We start from the raw sequence: 15,567 nt of genomic DNA on the forward strand, positions 1-15,567 counted from the left end.
CAGTGTGCCATACCTTGAGCACAGCCCGCAGTATCGTTCACAGTCCTGGGGCGTCGTCCGGCGGAACGAGACCACAGTGACGCCAGGCCTGAACAGTCGCCACCCGGCCTCGCGGTGTGCGAGTGATCATTCCCGCACGGACCAGATAGGGCTCACACACTTCTTCTACTGTGGAAGGTTCCTCTCCCACTGCAAGGGCGAGTGTATTGACACCCACCGGACCGCCACCGTGGCCTTTCACCAATGCGTCCACAACCGCGCGATCTAGGCGATCAAGACCTTGCTCGTCCACGTCAAACACTAGAAGCGCAGCTCGGGCAACGTCTACACTAATGTGGCCATCTGCATTGACATCCGCGAAATCACGTACACGGCGCAATAGGCGGTTAGCAATGCGCGGGGTACCACGTGATCGGCCAGCAATTTCACTGGCGGCCTGACTATCGATGCTAACGCCCAGGATTCCCGCTGCTCGGGTTACGACTCGAGTCAGATCTTCCGTGTCATAGAATTCCATTTGGGCTGTGAAACCAAAACGATCGCGCAAAGGTCCAGTCAGCATCCCTGCTCGCGTTGTGGCGCCCACTAGGGTAAATGGCGCGATTTCAATGGGGATTGAAGTCGCACCGGGTCCTTTGCCCACAATTACGTCGATGCGAAAATCTTCCATCGCCATGTACAACATTTCTTCAGCAGGCCGTGCCATTCGGTGTATTTCGTCGATGAACAGCACATCCCCCTCCATCAGATTGGAGAGCATTGCCGCGAGGTCACCGGCGCGTTCCAATGCCGGCCCCGAAGTCATGCGCAGAGAACTTCCGAGCTCCTGAGCAATGATCATTGCCATCGTTGTTTTGCCCAGTCCCGGCGGCCCGGCCAATAGGACATGATCCGGCGCCACCTTGCGGGCACGCGCGCCCCCAAGAACCAAATCGAGTTGCTGTCTCACCTTTTTCTGGCCGATAAAATCTTCCAGGGATTTTGGGCGTAGAGAAAGCTCCACATCGTGGTCTCCCGCAATTTCGGATGGCCGAAGATCCGGGTTTTGGCTCATCGGCCCCAGGGAATCCGGCAGCGCAAACTCCGTGCGCTCTACGTCATTGCTCTTCTCACCCATGGTCTTTACTGTCCCCTATCGACCCTTATTCATCGACGCCAAGCCTGCTCTTAGGACGTTGGACACGTTTTTATCCTGGGTCATTGGCCAGTCCGCCAGGATATGCACCACTGCATTGTGTGCTTCCGCCTCTGCAAAGCCGAGTCCCACCATAGCTTCAACCACTTGGTCGCGCACCGTGACATCGCCATCATCGACGCGCGCAACCTCCTTGTCGTCCATTGTCGCGTTTCCCTCGGGAGCATCGGCCAGGTCAGCGACTTTGGCCTTGAGATCCACAGCCATACGTTCAGCAAGGCGTTTACCCACTCCAGATGCCTTTTGTAAAGCCTTCACATCCCCCGAACGCACGGCTCGTGCGAGTTCCACGGGGGTGAGAGTTCCCAGGATGCCGAGGGCGAGTCGGGCTCCCACACCGGAGACGGTCTGCACTACCGTAAAGGCTTTCTTCTGCTCCACATCGCTAAAGGCATAGAGCGTCTGAGAATCTTCCCTGACAACGTGAGAAGTCACGACAAAAACTTCTTCTCCTCGTGGAAGATTGGCGAGTGTGGAAGGAGTAGCCAAGCATTCATAGCCAACACCTGCGCATTCAATGAGCACGCTGTCCACAGTTTTGTCGATAACGACGCCTCGCAAAGATGCGATCACAGTTTCCCTTTCACCATGAGGTTCATCGGTGCACGCCAACAGTGACACACCGCTAAAGCTAGAGCGTCCGCGGCATCAGCGGGTTTTGGTGCTTCAGACAACCCCAAAATCCGCGTAATCATGTTGGTCATTTGTGCCTTATCAGCTCGGCCATTACCACTGATGGATTTTTTCACTTCACTCGGTGTGTACATGTGAACGTCAATGCCACGGCGAGCGGCGGCGAGCATCAATACACCCGATGCATGAGCTGTATTCATCACCGTAGATACATTGGAGCGTTCGAAAACACGCTCAATGGCCACGACATGGGGCGCGTAGTCATCCATCCATTCCTCTACCGCATCGGACAATCTCAGCAGTCTTTGGGAGACAGGAGCCTCTGCGGGTGTGCGCACCACTCCAACAGCAACGGGATAAACAGTGCGTCCTTTTCCAGCTTGCACCACGGACAGTCCACAGCGAGTCAAGCCAGGATCAATCCCCATCACGCGCAGTCCCGCAAGGGTGGCTGGGCGTGTACCCGTACGTTCGGGAAGCTGTGGAACACTCATCACGCAGCAAAATATAGCACATGTGTACGAAAATTCCACTCACCAAGGTATCAGTAGTAACTCATGTGCCGAATTCGTGCACGGCAATGCGGCGAGCAACTGGGGCAAGAACGCGTCGAAGAAACAAAAGCTATAACAGCGAACTAAGCACCCAGTAAGTTAAGCATCCAGTTCAGCCACAACGTCAGCCGGGATATCCATGTTGGTGTAGACGTTTTGAACATCGTCAACGTCCTCTAGCGCATCAATCAGATTGAGCACGCGCTTGGCAGTGGAAGCATCAACCGGAACCAGCGTAGTTGGGCGGAAATCCGCCTCAATGGAGTCATACTCGATTTCCGCATCCTTCAGCGCATCGCACACTGCGTTCATATCCCCGGACGCACAGACAATCTCAAACTTCTCTCCCAGATCGTTGACTTCTTCCGCACCCGCATCCAACACGGCCATCAGCACGTCATCTTCCTCATGATCAGCCTTGTCCAGGATGACCACTCCCGTACGGTTAAACATGTAGGACACAGATCCGGCGTCCGCCATGTTGCCGCCATTTTTATTCATCGCTGTACGCACATCTGTGGCGGCACGGTTGCGGTTGTCCGTAAGACACTCAATGAGCATGGCCACTCCGTTGGGGCCGTAACCCTCATACATGAGAGTCTCCCAATCCGCGCCACCAGCTTCTTCACCGGAGCCACGCTTACGCGCGCGCTCGATGTTGTCGTTGGGAACGGAGGCCTTTTTGGCCTTTTTAATCATGTCATCGAGGGTGGGGTTCGCGGAAGGATCGCCACCGCCAGTGCGCGCTGCAACTTCGATGTTCTTGATGAGCTTGGCAAACTCCTTGCCACGCTTGGCATCGTTTGCCGCCTTCTTGTGCTTATTGTTTGCCCACTTAGAATGGCCTGCCATCGTCCTCTTCCGGTTCGCGTTGGGGTGCAAGTTATATGTCGGTGTTTCAGGTTACTACGCAGCAGCGTCTGTACGGGAACGTGACCCGTTATTTGTCACCTTCTGACTCTTGATCCCCTCTAATTACTTGTACACGAGGGCGATAAGGCTCCATGGATCCACGCATAGGCTCCCTAGACCCACGCATGGGAGTCGCATGAGACAGGTTCAATCGCCGACGCCACTACCTGCTGTGCACTGCGTCTCGAACCATCTGGAGGAAATATTTGTGCACAGAGTCATCCTCGGATAGTTCCGGATGAAAACTTGTCCCCAGGACATGGCCTTGGCGCACACCCACGATTGTGCCGCCATCGACAGTGCACATCACGTCTACATTGTCTCCCACACGCTCTACCCGCGGCGCACGAATAAATACTGCGTGGACGGGCTGTTCAATCCCAAGGAATGGCACGTGAGTTTCGAAGGAATTCACTTGGCGGCCGAAAGCGTTGCGGCGAACCGTCACATCCAGCACCTGCAGGGACACCGCATCTTCCCGGGTATCAAGGACCTCGGTGGCCAACATAATCAGACCAGCACAGGTGCCAAAGGAAGGTAAACCGCCGTCTATAGCGGCACGAAGAGGGGCAAGCATTCCTCCGAGCCGTAGTAAACGGGACATTGTCGTGGATTCGCCACCGGGCAAAATAATTCCGTCAAGGCCGGCCAGATGCTCCGCGCGGCGTACCGGAACAGCCTTCGCCCCTAGCCCCTCGATCATGCGGATATGTTCAGCTACACCGCCTTGAACGGACAATACACCAATGGTGACAGTTGAGCTCACGTTGTTTTCTCTTAAGAATCAGTTCGGATTGGAACGCCGGTTTTTCCTGGCTGAAGAGTACGGGTCAGACCTTCTTGGGTGACAACCGCGACAAGGTCACCTTGTTGATTAAAGATCCGCCCGTGAGTCAGACCACGGCCAGCATGTGCGGAGGGAGAAACCTGATCATACAGCAACCATTCATCTGCGCGGAAAGGACGCAGGAACCACATGGCATGATCTAGCGACGCTTCCTGAACCGAGTCATGACCGTGGGGAACCAACGCAGAGGAAAGCAACGTCATGTCAGACATGTAGGCGAGAGTGCACACATGCAGAGTTTCATCGTCAGGGAGCGTGGCCTTCGAACGGAACCACACCACTTGCTGAGACGGAGTGTACTTGTTGTGTTCGTACTTATCAGGTGGCACGATGCGGATATCCCATTCGCTCCACTCTTGCATCAGCGCTTTTCGCACCGTGCGCGTCTCATCAACCTCCGCCGAAATCTCTTCCGGAGAAGGAACGGTGCGCATAATATCTGAATGCTCAGGACCGGAATCATCGCGGACGTGAAAACTGGCCTGCATGATGAAAATCGCTTCTCCATCTTGCACAGCCTTTACTTGTCGGGAGATAAAGGAACGTCCCTCGCGGATGCGATCGACCAGTAACGTTGTAGGTTTATCGGGGTTGCCAGGAGCAACAAAATAACCGTGCAACGAGTGCACGCCATATTCGGAGCCAACAGTCCGTGTCGCCGCGACAAGAGCTTGGGCTGCGACTTGTCCACCAAATGTTCGACCCAGCCGGGTAGGAATAACTTGACCTCGGTAAATATCGCGGTCAATGCGCTCTAAATCAAGCACATCCAGTATTCGGGGCTGAGGCGTGGTCATAGCGATGAACTAATCTCCTGACTGAGGGAACACATTAGTTTCTGTCCCCTTATTTTTACCAGCCGCGCTCGGCCAGACGGTGAGGTTGTGGAATGTCATCGACATTAATGCCCACCATCGCCTCACCCAGGCCGCGGGAGACGTCTGCGATGGTTTTCGGATCATCAAAGTTCTGGGTCGCCTGCACAATGGCTTTCGCGCGCTTTTCTGGATCACCGGACTTGAAGATGCCAGAGCCGACGAATACGCCTTCAGCACCCATCTGCATCATCATCGCGGCGTCAGCCGGGGTAGCAATTCCACCGGCGGTGAACAAAACCACGGGAAGCTTACCAGTCTGCGCCACCTCGGCAACCAGCTCATACGGAGCCTGCATCTCCTTGGCGGCAACATACAGCTCGTCCTCAGCCATAGACCGCAGACGATTCATCTCAGCGCGGATCGTGCGCATATGAGTCACCGCGTTGGATACGTCCCCGGTGCCTGCTTCCCCCTTGGAACGGATCATCGCGGCTCCTTCGTTGATACGACGCAGCGCTTCCCCGAGATTCGTAGCACCACAGACGAAAGGCACAGTGAAGTCATGTTTATTGATGTGGTTTTTATAATCCGCTGGAGTGAGCACCTCGGATTCATCAATGAAGTCCACACCGAGGGACTGCAAAACTTGGGCCTCAACGAAATGACCAATGCGAGCCTTGGCCATGACTGGAATAGACACAGCGTTGATGATCCCCTCAATCATGTCGGGATCTGACATGCGGGATACTCCACCTTGAGCCCGAATATCGGCGGGGACACGCTCGAGCGCCATGACCGCGGTCGCACCAGCATCTTCTGCGATTTTGGCCTGTTCGGGCGTAACGACATCCATGATGACGCCGCCCTTGAGCATATCGGCCAATCCGCGTTTTACCCGGTGGGTGCCGGTGTTGCCGCCATTGTCTGCCTTGTTCATTGAGGTCACAGCAGTAATTCCTTTGCCTTGCCAATAACAATGAAAAACACTCTACCCCCGCATCTGTGACCCACATGACTAAGCCCCCACTTTGGGTAAGAAAGCCTGAACTACTCCCCTGCGGACAGAGCTTCATAGTATTTCGGCAACGGAGCATTGCCTGCAAGCCGCAGAAGTCTTACATCAGGACGTTTACGAACGGCGAGGGTATTAGCCACGGCGTCGTTATAAAAACGCGCCGCTATATCCACGCGAGTAGAAGCCTCAACAAAAGCCGGATTATGAAAAATCTCAGTGGGCAACAGAGAGAGCACATGGTTTTCCGAATCCGTTCGGTGCCCCATATCCACGGCTCGCAAAGGGACGATCTCGGCGTTCATGACTTCTTTCGTCAACTGTGGATAAAGCGCCTTGATCACATGGCCACGCGCGGCCAAGGCACCCTCTAAATTGATACGAGCCGCGTCGGTGCGTATATGCAGACGATTGAGACGGTTAGCTGTGCCCATCGCCCACAGACCGAGCAGCGCTACGATGACCAGAACAACGGCGGTAACGACAACCCACGTCGGCATAGAAATCATGAGGCGGTCACCTTTCTGCCCTCGGTGCGTACGGTGTCGTATACCTTCTCCACTTGCGTGGTGACGGTCTGCCAATCGAAATTATCGGAACGTTTCATTCCTCGTCCGGATAGTTCCCGACGTCTCCCGGGGTTCCGCAGCAACGAAATAGCATGGTGTGCCAGGTCTATGGAGTCTTCATTACGGAAAAGATCTGCACTGTGGCCGTTTTCTGCCACCGCTGAAAACGCTGGTATATCGCTGGCCAAGACGGCGCAGCCCGCGGCCATCGCTTCCACGAGCACGATACCGAAGCTCTCACCACCTGTATTTGGGGCGATGTAAATATCAGAGGCCTTCAGTGCCTGTGCTTTCTCTGCGTCGGAGACCGGCCCCAAGATTCGCACCGTCGCTTGCGATGCTGCGGTTCCAACCACGTACGTCACACCGACTTGATCCAGGCGCGCCTGGAGTGTGGAGATTTCACCACGACCAGCAATGACTACCTCAACATTCGGCACAGCCTGAACGATCGCAGGCAATGCCTCCAGTAGAACGTGCAGGCCTTTTCGTGGTTCGTCGAACCGCCCCAAAAACATCAGGCGAAGGCGTTGAGCGTTCAAGCACTGTAAAGGTAGTGCACAGCGATAAACTCCGGTATCCACTCCATTAGGGATGAGAACAGGGTCACCGGCTAGGTTCTCCACCTGCCAACGTCGAGCTTCTTCGCTGACTGCTATACCGCCATGGATACGTTCCAATAGTGGGCGCAGGAAAGGTAAGGCCAGTTTGAGAAGCTTCGATTCGCTAGCTGACGCGTGATAAGTCGCGACAACGGGACCATTGACTGCAGCTAATGACAGCATGGAATAGCTTGGAGAATTGGGCTCGTGAATATGAAGGATGTCGAATTCATGGGACTGTACCCAGCGTTTAATGTGCCGAGCCGTCTGTGGTCCGAAACTCAGCCTCGCTACGGAGCCGTTATAACGGATGGGGATGCTGGAACCGCCCAGTTCCACAAAATCAGGAACTTTCCTCGGGTCTTTTCCAGGACCAATGAGGCTCACGCTATGACCTCGCCGCTGCAATTCGGTACAAAGATCAATGGCATGCGCCTGCACGCCCCCCGGTTCATCAAAAGAATATGGGCAGACCATACCTATTGACAGGCGCCGCTGAGGAGTATGCGGATCAGTCATACTCGTCACTCCTTATCCTGGCGCCTCGCGGTGTACCGGTGATCTTCGTTGAAAGCTACTCCCATCCGACGCAAACGTTGCTCAGAAAGGTCTGAAAACCATATGGGCTGTAGCATATGCCAGTCCTGGGGGTGTTCTGCAATGAATTGTTCAAACCACCGGGCTTGTTCTTGAACCACGTCATCTAAAGGCTGGTTGGTATTGATGGCATCTGAAAAGGCAATACCCCAACTATCCTCTCCCTCGTACCACAGGTTTGCCGCATAGAGAGGGCAACCTGCTCGCTGTGCTAGTAATGCGGATCCGGCGGGCATTGCGCAACGCTCGCCGAAAAACTCCACCTCCACCCCGTGACCGGTAATGTCCCGCTCTCCCATTAGACAGACCACACGGTTGTCCGCAAGCGTATGAGCCAAGCGTTCCATCGGCGGCTGATCCGCCCCGGTTAACGCGATGACATCAAAACCCAGTGAGCGGCGGTACTCCACAAATGCTTCAAAAAGAGATTCCGGCCGCAGACGCTCAGCGACGGTGGTGAAATCCGAATAGTAATTCACCAGCCACATTCCTGCCATATCCCAGTTTGCGGAATGCGGCAACGTGATGACTACGCCTTTACCGGCTGCCAGTGCGGCACTGATTTTCTGATGAACGTCATAGGGCACACACTTGTTAATCTTTGCGGCCAACTCGGGACCTGCGATGGCCGGTAATTGAAATGCCTCCCGCCAATAACGCATGTAGCTGCGCATACTGGCACGGATCAGCTCGTCGGTGACTTTTTCCTCCCCCACCACTCGGGCAAGATTCCTGCGCAGTTGGGGCAGCCCCCGTCCTCTTTTCGAGGCCGCGTCCGCCCCGATATTAAACAACACCGCGGCGACACGGGGTGGAAGTCTCTTCGTCAACGCCCAGCCGGCTTTATAGGACCATGCTGAGAGCTTTTGTGTCCATGAGAGACCAGTTTGCGGGTAGGTTGGCTCGGGTGTCGGTGTATCCGTACTCAAGGCAGCCCCCTGTTAATCATCCTGTGGTGAAGAAAACTCACGTGCGCCGGCGGGTGCTTCAATGAGCTCACTGGCGGCGTCGGACCGGGCCACAATGACAAGACGTTCCACAACTGTATACAAGGACCCAACAACGAGAATCCATAACCCAGCTGCAAGCACATAGGGGATTCCCAAACCATCGAGTCCCAATGACATCAGCCCGATGATGAGGCGCTCGGGGCGTTCGATCAACCCCCCTACGACCTTGATTCCGCTGGCTTCAGCTCGGGCTTTGACATAGCTCGTGACCTGACTGGCGACGAGAATGACCAAACTAAGAATCATGAGGATGCGGTGTGGCTCCTCAGGATGAGAAAACCACAACGCGAGCGCGCCAAAAACAGCTCCATCAGTGAGACGGTCACAGGTGGCATCGAGAGTCGCTCCAAAGCGAGTGCCACCGCCACGCATTCTGGCCATCGTTCCATCAACCATGTCGGTGGCCACAGTAAGGCCGATGAGAACTGCAGCAGCAAAATGGTGCCCACTGGGAATGAGCCACAGTGCGAACACAATGGCGAGAATTGTGCCACCGAGCGTCACCATGTTCGGGGTGATACCCGCCTTACTTAAACCACGGGCTATCGGCTCGATCACTACGGACGCCGGCTTGCGGCCATGCACGCTCAACACGAACTACTGCACCTCCTGCCACGCAGCGGCCAACAACTGACGAGTTTGTCTTAGGGTCTGCGGGAGTACTTTGGTTCCCGCAATAACCGTCATGAAATTAGCATCTCCAGTCCAACGTGGCACCACATGTTGATGAAGATGCTGAGAAACACTTCCCCCCGATGCGCGACCCAAATTGAGACCAACGTTAATTGCATCCGGATGCGACACGGCTCGCAGCGCACGGATAGCTGTCTTGGTGAAGGAGGAAAGTTCCGACGTTTCCTCATCAGTCAACTCAGTATAGTCAGCAACCTTCCGATAAGGGACAAGCATCATGTGCCCTGGATTGTAGGGAAATAAATTCAGGACACAATAAACCGTCTTGCCACGGGCAATGATCAAAGCCTCCTCATCCGACTTCTGTGGAAGCGTGAGGAAAGGGTCTTCGTCTCGCTCTGAAGTGGTCAGGTACGCGGAGCGATAGGGTGCCCACAGGCGCAATAACCCATTAGGATTATTCGGGGTATCACCCACGCCATGATCCACATAGTTTTCCATCCACGTACCTCCCTGAGCGTTATCGCCGACTAAAAGCCCTGCGTAATCTCCGCCCCACGCTGACTACAGCAGCGCGGATACCGTTTCCTTCGTTGGTTGGTCGTTGCGCCGGGAAGAAATCCAATTACTGATCAATTCCACAGCCTGTTCCTGTGGCACGCCATTGACCTGCGTGCCATCGAGGAAACGGAAGCTGACGGCTCCGGCTTCTTGATCCCGTCCGCCGACGAGCAGCATAAATGGAACCTTGCTTGTCGTGTGGTTACGGATCTTCTTTTGCATACGGTCGTCAGAGGTATCCACCTCGGCCCGGATGCCACGATCACGCAAACGCTGAGTGAATTCATCGAGGTAGTCGTTGAAATCATCTGCCACTGGGATACCGACCACTTGGTGAGGTGCTAGCCATGCAGGGAATGCTCCGGCGTAGTGCTCAAGCAACACGCCGAAGAAACGCTCAATCGAACCAAACAGCGCGCGGTGGATCATGATCGGCCGCTGCTTCGTCCCATCCGGAGCTGTGTATTCCAAATTGAAACGCTCTGGCAGGTTGAAGTCCAGCTGCACGGTAGACATCTGCCAGGTACGACCTATGGCATCACGAGCTTGCACGGAAATCTTCGGGCCATAGAAAGCAGCGCCGCCCGGATCTGGAACAAGATCGAGACCTGATTTTTCAGCGACGCGTTGAAGGATGCTCGTCGAACGCTCCCAGATTTCATCGGAGCCCACAAACTTCTTCTCATCCTTAGTGGATAGCTCCAAATAGAAGTCGTCCAACCCGTAGTCTTGGAGCAAAGAAATGATGAATTCCAGAACCGACGTCAGTTCCGATTCCAGTTGATCCTCAGTGCAGTAGATGTGTGCGTCATCTTGAGTAAAACCGCGTGCTCGAGTGAGACCGTGAATCACACCGGACTTCTCATAGCGATAGACCGTGCCAAATTCAAAAAGCCGCAGTGGCAACTCCCGGTAGGAACGTCCGCGGGAGGAATAAATGAGATTATGCATCGGGCAGTTCATCGGCTTGGCGTAATAATCTTGCGCCGGTTTAGTGACATTGCCGTCGGCATCGGTTTCACCATCGAGCTGCATCGGAGGGAACATCCCGTCCGCATAGAAATCAAGGTGACCAGATTTTTGGAAGAGATCGCCCTTCGTAATGTGCGGGGTATTCACGAAGGAATAGCCTGACGCCAGGTGGCGGCGTCGCGAATGCTCCTCCATTTCATGACGAATGATCCCGCCGTCGGGATGGAAGACGGGGAAACCGGAACCGATCTCATCAGGAAAACTGAACAAGTCCATCTCAGTGCCGAGGCGGCGATGATCACGCTTTTCAGCCTCTTCGAGCATTGTCCTATATTCAGCAAGCGCTTCTTTAGACTCCCACGCAGTACCATAAATGCGCTGCAACCCTGCCTTCGACTGATCACCGCGCCAGTACGCGGCCGAGGAACGAGTCAAAGAAAAAGCAGGAATGTAGCGGGTTGTCGGCACATGGGGGCCACGGCAAAGGTCGTACCACTCGACCTCGCCCGATCGAGGGTTGATGTTGGAGTAACAGGTAAGCTCGCCAGCCCCAACTTCCGTAGCTTCTTCAGAATCAGGATCGACGTTTCCCTTATCTGCGATGAGTTCGGTCTTGAAAGGCTCATTCGCATATTCGGTGAGTGCCTCGTCCTGACTGGCATACGCCTTACGCTCAAAGCGTTGGCCGGACTTGATGATCTTCTTCATCGCCTTTTCGATTCTGCTCAAATCCTCCGGCGTGAATGGTTCATCAACCTCGAAGTCGTAGTAGAAACCGTTATCTATGGCTGGGCCGATACCAAGCTTGGTACCAGGAAACTCCTTTTGCACAGCTTGAGCTAGCACGTGAGCGCAGGAGTGACGGATAACCGCACGTCCTTCCTCGGTATCGGAAGCAACTGGAGTAACCGTCGTATCTGTTTTGGGAGTCCACGACAGATCACGCAAAGTGCCGTCGCTTTCCTTCACGACAACGACGGCCTGGGGGCCTTTATTCGGCAATTCCAGCGAACGCATTGCTGAGCCAGCGGTTTCACCTGCGGGAACGGTGAAGGTTATAGGCGCAGATACTGCAGACACTGAAGATTGGATATCCTGGCGAGATTCTGGGTTGCTCACGATGAGTTGTGCTCCTTCAAGCGTTCTGTGACGGTCACATACCGGGTGACAGTCCCCAACTTGAAAGAGTCTACCCTTCCAGCACGCCCGATCCCCAGTAGGCACCCTCTTGTGTACCAGGAGGACACCAAAAAACTGCGGAACCGACGTGAGTAATCCACTGATTCAAGCGATCAGATTCAGCCAATCTCTTTTGGAGTGGTGTAAACGCCTTATCAGGGTCATTCTGAAAGCAAATGAAGATCAACCCGCTGCTGCCCAGAGGCGTAATCTCCCCATCCCAGTTATAGGCACGGCGCCTCATGAATTTCCCTTCTCCGGCGCTTATCCCTACATGAGAATGAGGATCAATGAAGGGAATTCCAGTGGGATCTAATTTATTAAGGTCAACCTCATCGAATTCATCTTGTCCACCAAGCGGGGCTCCAGAGACGATAGACCGTCCAAACACAACCTCTCGGCTATCCCGGTCGAGGATTTCCCACGCAGGAATGTCAAAGACAATTCGGCGGATAACCATTGCAGTGCCACCTAGCTCATCCCAAATAGCTTTGTCATACTCCTCGTCAGTGCGTGGAATCGCCGTGCCATCCTTGAATCCCAGCAGGTTGCGTGGAGTTTCACCCGTAGGAGCATCGACGAAACCGCGCTGCGTCCACCGCGGTACAACAAAGTCACGGCACCCGCGAGTGAGAACGCGGGCTGCATGGCTCACGGCCGTCAAGTCGTCACCGCAAATCTGTAGGACGATATCGCCTCCGGAGAATTCCGGGTTAAGCTTATCCCCCTTAAACGCTGGCAAGCCGTGAACATTATTCTTCACCCATGCCGGCACCTTGTCTAACAGCTCGGCCTTTTCTAACAACTGTGGACCCCATCCCACGGTGATCGTGAGGTTCATGGGAGCCTTAGTGAGTTCTGCCTCGAGATCAGCGAGCGGCACACGCCCCTGGGTCATCGAACGAGCGTCGTCCGTCCAAATCCGCATAACTCGCCGCAACCTATCCGCGGTTCGTTGTCCTTTGTCTAATGAATCCCGGTTTTTAAGATCATAAGCCACTACCAAAGCATGCGTCTGAGGCGCGGTTTTAATACCTGCTTGGTGCTCACCATCAAAATCAATACGTGTATCTTCGCTGGAATGACCTGCGGATTGATTGTCCGGCGTCGTACCATTTTTATCCTTGGATTTGCCATCAGGAGAACAGGAAGCAATGACAGCGGCAGTGCCAGCCATTCCCAATCCGGCGAAGAATCCACGGCGGCTGAGCTGAGGAGACATAGAAGAATCAACTGCTTTCTTTTCAAAAGATCAGGCTATGCGCATAGACAAAGTGCCCCTCATTACGTGGAGGGGCACTTGCCAGTTTCAGTGGGTATTAGCCATGGTTGTGACCGGCGTGGTCACCCTGACCCATGTTACCCATGGACGCAGAGGAGGTAGGAGCGCTCGAACCCTCTGAGCCGCCGTAGTTCTCTTCTCCGGACTGTTGAACACGAACCGGAACGTCCTTGAATTCGTAGGACTTGCCATCCTTGTCGACGAGGGTGAACGTGACAGAGTCACCCGCTGTGATCTCATCGTGATTATCCATAATCATGATGTGCTCATGCCCCGGCTTCAGCGTCAAAGTTCCGCCCGCTGGGATGGTGAAGCCATCCTTCGCCTCCATCATCTCGCCGTCTTTCACGGTGTGCAGTTCCAAGTGGCCAGCCAACGTGGACTCGACCTTAGTAATCGTGATGTCAGAGTCTGAGTTGTTGGTGAGCTCGCCGAAGGCTGCAGTCATGTCCTTATCTGCAGGTTTAGCCTTGACGTAGGCTTCTTTGAAGCTCAACGCTGCGTCGTCCCTCTTCTCATCACCTGCAGCTTTCGTTGCAGAAGCAACGCTCGAGGACACGTCAGACATCGTCTTCTCTGAGTCCGACTGATTATTTGGGGAACACGCAGCCAAAAGCAGAGAGGTGCTAGCAATAGCGGCAACTGCCACGTGGGTGGTGCGAATGGAGCGCTTGGAAGTACGCACGATCATCATTTCCTTTGAAAGTTTCGTGTGGGCTGCAATGCCTGAACCCACGATTCGTCATCCGAGGAACTACCGAACAGGTGCTTCAGTAACAACCGATGGGGTGCCCACAGTCGGGGCGAGGGGCTCTACCAGATGACTTGTTTCCTCAGTATTCGTTTTCGTGTTGCCGTTGGAAGCGTGTGCTTCCTCAGAGCTTGTTGCTGTAGAACTGCTGTTTTCAGCAGAGTGGGAGGCCACACCGGTTTGGTTGTCCTTAAAAGGCTGATCAGAGTCGTTCTGATGTGGCGGAGTGCACGCAGCCAATGCTAGTGCAGCAGTCAATGCAAGGGTGGCCGATGTGGCAGAGCGAACAATCTTCACTGTCTTCTCCTGTATGAGCTGTCAACTATTTCCTCACAAGCTCCGGGTTAGTCGGTGACTTTCGGAAAGTATGAGGGCAAAGTGCGCTGTACCCGTTAGTTACCTCAGAACTGTTATCCGGCGTGAGCCATTTACGAACCAGTATCCCGAGACATCAAGTTCAATAGATCACTTCTTCAGATTTCCGAACCGAGCGATCGCTATCACGAGAGCGCCTGCAACTACGAAGATACCTCCCAAAGGCAACAGCCAGCCAGGTACGCCGTTGTGTGCGTCCCTCTGTTGCCCCGGTGATGCAGAAGAGTTCCCCACGTTTTCAGAGGCGTTGCCATCTTTATTCGACGCGGACCCGTCGCCATCTACAGTGAAATCCAGGCTGCCGCGCGTGGCGTGTCCATCCGAAGAAGTGATTTGAAAACCGATGAGGTAGTTACCAGGGTTCGATTCCACGTTGTCCGGAACGTCGATAGTCAGAACCCTACCGTTGACATTTGGCTTTCCACTGAAGAGCACGTCGCCATCGCGCGAGAGCGCAACGGTGTTGTAGCCCTGCCGAGGCTCACCGGAGAATTCCAAGGTGAGTTCGTGGGGCAACGAACCTATATGGGCACCGTTTTGTGGATTGGAGCTTACGACGGAGTCGTGAGCTAGTGCCGGCGAAGCAAGCAGTACCGACCCTAAAAGTCCACTCGTGCACGCAACGGCTACGGTCGCCAAGGGAGACCGTAGTGTGCGAGCAGTGTGCAGAGACAACTTCCTCAAGGTTCCAGGGACCTTTCAGTGATGGGATCTTGTTTGTTGCTGACGGATGATAGTCGATCATCACCTGCCGTGTCGGACGGCTGGCAGTCGAGTTGTCGTATGGAGAAACAAATTAGTTCCCAGTTCCAGTGAATTGTGTTCTATATCTCATACTGAAGGCTCCATCTTCCACCACGCGCTGCTTCGCACCACAGTCTTGTGTCACACACAGGAGAGTATCCACCCCACATCAGTCCATTCTCACACTCGAGACTGCCCGTCGAAATAACTGCTGCACTCTCCCACACACAATCACTCATGAGATGAAAAATAAAAGAGAAACACATAATGACATTTTTGCATTAGAGCCCGTGGTCACATAGAGAAATGACTATCTATCGG

The 15,567-nt window shown here is 54.4% G+C and carries 17 protein-coding genes; all 17 read right to left on the bottom strand.

Annotated elements, in window-relative coordinates; all coding sequences use genetic code 11:
• Window positions 1-37: 37 nt before the first annotated feature.
• Window positions 38-1,117 (bottom strand): Holliday junction branch migration DNA helicase RuvB, encoded by a 1,080-nt coding sequence (gene ruvB / locus GP473_RS04820; protein WP_186276638.1) that lies wholly within the window; start codon window positions 1,115-1,117, stop codon window positions 38-40.
• A 15-nt stretch (window positions 1,118-1,132) separates the two neighbouring features.
• Window positions 1,133-1,768 (bottom strand): Holliday junction branch migration protein RuvA, encoded by a 636-nt coding sequence (gene ruvA / locus GP473_RS04825; protein WP_186276639.1) that lies wholly within the window; start codon window positions 1,766-1,768, stop codon window positions 1,133-1,135.
• On the bottom strand, window positions 1,765-2,322 hold the full coding sequence (ruvC, locus tag GP473_RS04830) for a crossover junction endodeoxyribonuclease RuvC (RefSeq protein ID WP_185769824.1): 558 nt from the start codon (window positions 2,320-2,322) through the stop codon (window positions 1,765-1,767). Before ruvC ends, ruvA begins: the two co-directional genes overlap by 4 nt.
• A gap of 159 nt (window positions 2,323-2,481) precedes the next feature.
• Window positions 2,482-3,234 carry a YebC/PmpR family DNA-binding transcriptional regulator gene (locus GP473_RS04835; RefSeq protein WP_185769825.1) on the bottom strand — a complete coding sequence of 251 codons (753 nt, stop codon included), beginning with the start codon at window positions 3,232-3,234 and terminating at the stop codon, window positions 2,482-2,484.
• 223 nt (window positions 3,235-3,457) lie between these two features.
• Window positions 3,458-4,060 carry a pyridoxal 5'-phosphate synthase glutaminase subunit PdxT gene (gene pdxT, locus GP473_RS04840; RefSeq protein ID WP_186276640.1) on the bottom strand — a complete coding sequence of 201 codons (603 nt, stop codon included), beginning with the start codon at window positions 4,058-4,060 and terminating at the stop codon, window positions 3,458-3,460.
• Between the two features lie 11 nt (window positions 4,061-4,071).
• Window positions 4,072-4,938, bottom strand: a complete 867-nt coding sequence (locus GP473_RS04845; protein ID WP_185769827.1) for an acyl-CoA thioesterase — start codon at window positions 4,936-4,938, stop codon at window positions 4,072-4,074.
• 55 nt (window positions 4,939-4,993) lie between these two features.
• Entirely contained in the window at window positions 4,994-5,896 is a 903-nt protein-coding gene (pdxS, locus tag GP473_RS04850) for a pyridoxal 5'-phosphate synthase lyase subunit PdxS (RefSeq protein WP_185770683.1), read from the bottom strand.
• Between the two features lie 110 nt (window positions 5,897-6,006).
• Window positions 6,007-6,480 carry a hypothetical protein gene (locus tag GP473_RS04855; RefSeq protein WP_185769828.1) on the bottom strand — a complete coding sequence of 158 codons (474 nt, stop codon included), beginning with the start codon at window positions 6,478-6,480 and terminating at the stop codon, window positions 6,007-6,009.
• Entirely contained in the window at window positions 6,477-7,631 is a 1,155-nt protein-coding gene (locus GP473_RS04860) for a glycosyltransferase family 4 protein (protein WP_186277278.1), read from the bottom strand. The genes GP473_RS04855 and GP473_RS04860 overlap by 4 nt, the downstream gene beginning before the upstream one ends.
• Before the next feature lie 35 nt (window positions 7,632-7,666).
• Entirely contained in the window at window positions 7,667-8,668 is a 1,002-nt protein-coding gene (locus GP473_RS04865) for a phosphatidylinositol mannoside acyltransferase (RefSeq protein WP_185769829.1), read from the bottom strand.
• 12 nt (window positions 8,669-8,680) lie between these two features.
• A complete protein-coding gene (gene pgsA / locus GP473_RS04870; protein WP_186276641.1) occupies window positions 8,681-9,343 on the bottom strand; it encodes a phosphatidylinositol phosphate synthase in 663 nt (220 codons plus the stop codon).
• 3 nt (window positions 9,344-9,346) lie between these two features.
• A complete protein-coding gene (locus tag GP473_RS04875; protein ID WP_185769831.1) occupies window positions 9,347-9,883 on the bottom strand; it encodes an HIT family protein in 537 nt (178 codons plus the stop codon).
• Window positions 9,884-9,946: 63 nt separating this feature from the next.
• Window positions 9,947-11,932: a threonine--tRNA ligase gene (gene thrS, locus GP473_RS04880; RefSeq protein WP_186277279.1), complete on the bottom strand. Its 1,986-nt coding sequence runs from the start codon at window positions 11,930-11,932 to the stop codon at window positions 9,947-9,949.
• A gap of 172 nt (window positions 11,933-12,104) precedes the next feature.
• On the bottom strand, window positions 12,105-13,316 hold the full coding sequence (locus GP473_RS04885; RefSeq protein ID WP_246394682.1) for a Dyp-type peroxidase: 1,212 nt from the start codon (window positions 13,314-13,316) through the stop codon (window positions 12,105-12,107).
• Window positions 13,317-13,413: 97 nt separating this feature from the next.
• Window positions 13,414-14,061: a copper chaperone PCu(A)C gene (locus GP473_RS04890; protein WP_246394683.1), complete on the bottom strand. Its 648-nt coding sequence runs from the start codon at window positions 14,059-14,061 to the stop codon at window positions 13,414-13,416.
• 69 nt (window positions 14,062-14,130) lie between these two features.
• On the bottom strand, window positions 14,131-14,424 hold the full coding sequence (locus GP473_RS04895) for a hypothetical protein (protein ID WP_185769832.1): 294 nt from the start codon (window positions 14,422-14,424) through the stop codon (window positions 14,131-14,133).
• A gap of 168 nt (window positions 14,425-14,592) precedes the next feature.
• Window positions 14,593-15,141: a copper resistance CopC family protein gene (locus GP473_RS04900; protein WP_185769833.1), complete on the bottom strand. Its 549-nt coding sequence runs from the start codon at window positions 15,139-15,141 to the stop codon at window positions 14,593-14,595.
• Window positions 15,142-15,567 lie beyond the last annotated feature (426 nt).

Source organism: Corynebacterium anserum (genome assembly GCF_014262665.1).
Classification (GTDB): Bacteria; Actinomycetota; Actinomycetes; order Mycobacteriales; family Mycobacteriaceae; genus Corynebacterium; species Corynebacterium anserum.

Bases quoted from the DNA above. Each gene is read 5' to 3' on its own strand.
- GP473_RS04875 (WP_185769831.1), bottom strand. From the start codon at position 9,883: ATGGAAAACTATGTGGATCATGGCGTGGGTGATACCCCGAATAATCCT.
- thrS (WP_186277279.1), bottom strand. From the start codon at position 11,932: ATGCGTTCGCTGGAATTGCCGAATAAAGGCCCCCAGGCCGTCGTTGTC.
- GP473_RS04855 (WP_185769828.1), bottom strand. From the start codon at position 6,480: ATGATTTCTATGCCGACGTGGGTTGTCGTTACCGCCGTTGTTCTGGTC.
- GP473_RS04835 (WP_185769825.1), bottom strand. From the start codon at position 3,234: ATGGCAGGCCATTCTAAGTGGGCAAACAATAAGCACAAGAAGGCGGCA.
- GP473_RS04845 (WP_185769827.1), bottom strand. From the start codon at position 4,938: ATGACCACGCCTCAGCCCCGAATACTGGATGTGCTTGATTTAGAGCGC.
- GP473_RS04885 (WP_246394682.1), bottom strand. From the start codon at position 13,316: ATGTCTCCTCAGCTCAGCCGCCGTGGATTCTTCGCCGGATTGGGAATG.
- ruvB (WP_186276638.1), bottom strand. From the start codon at position 1,117: ATGGGTGAGAAGAGCAATGACGTAGAGCGCACGGAGTTTGCGCTGCCG.
- ruvC (WP_185769824.1), bottom strand. From the start codon at position 2,322: ATGAGTGTTCCACAGCTTCCCGAACGTACGGGTACACGCCCAGCCACC.
- pdxS (WP_185770683.1), bottom strand. From the start codon at position 5,896: ATGAACAAGGCAGACAATGGCGGCAACACCGGCACCCACCGGGTAAAA.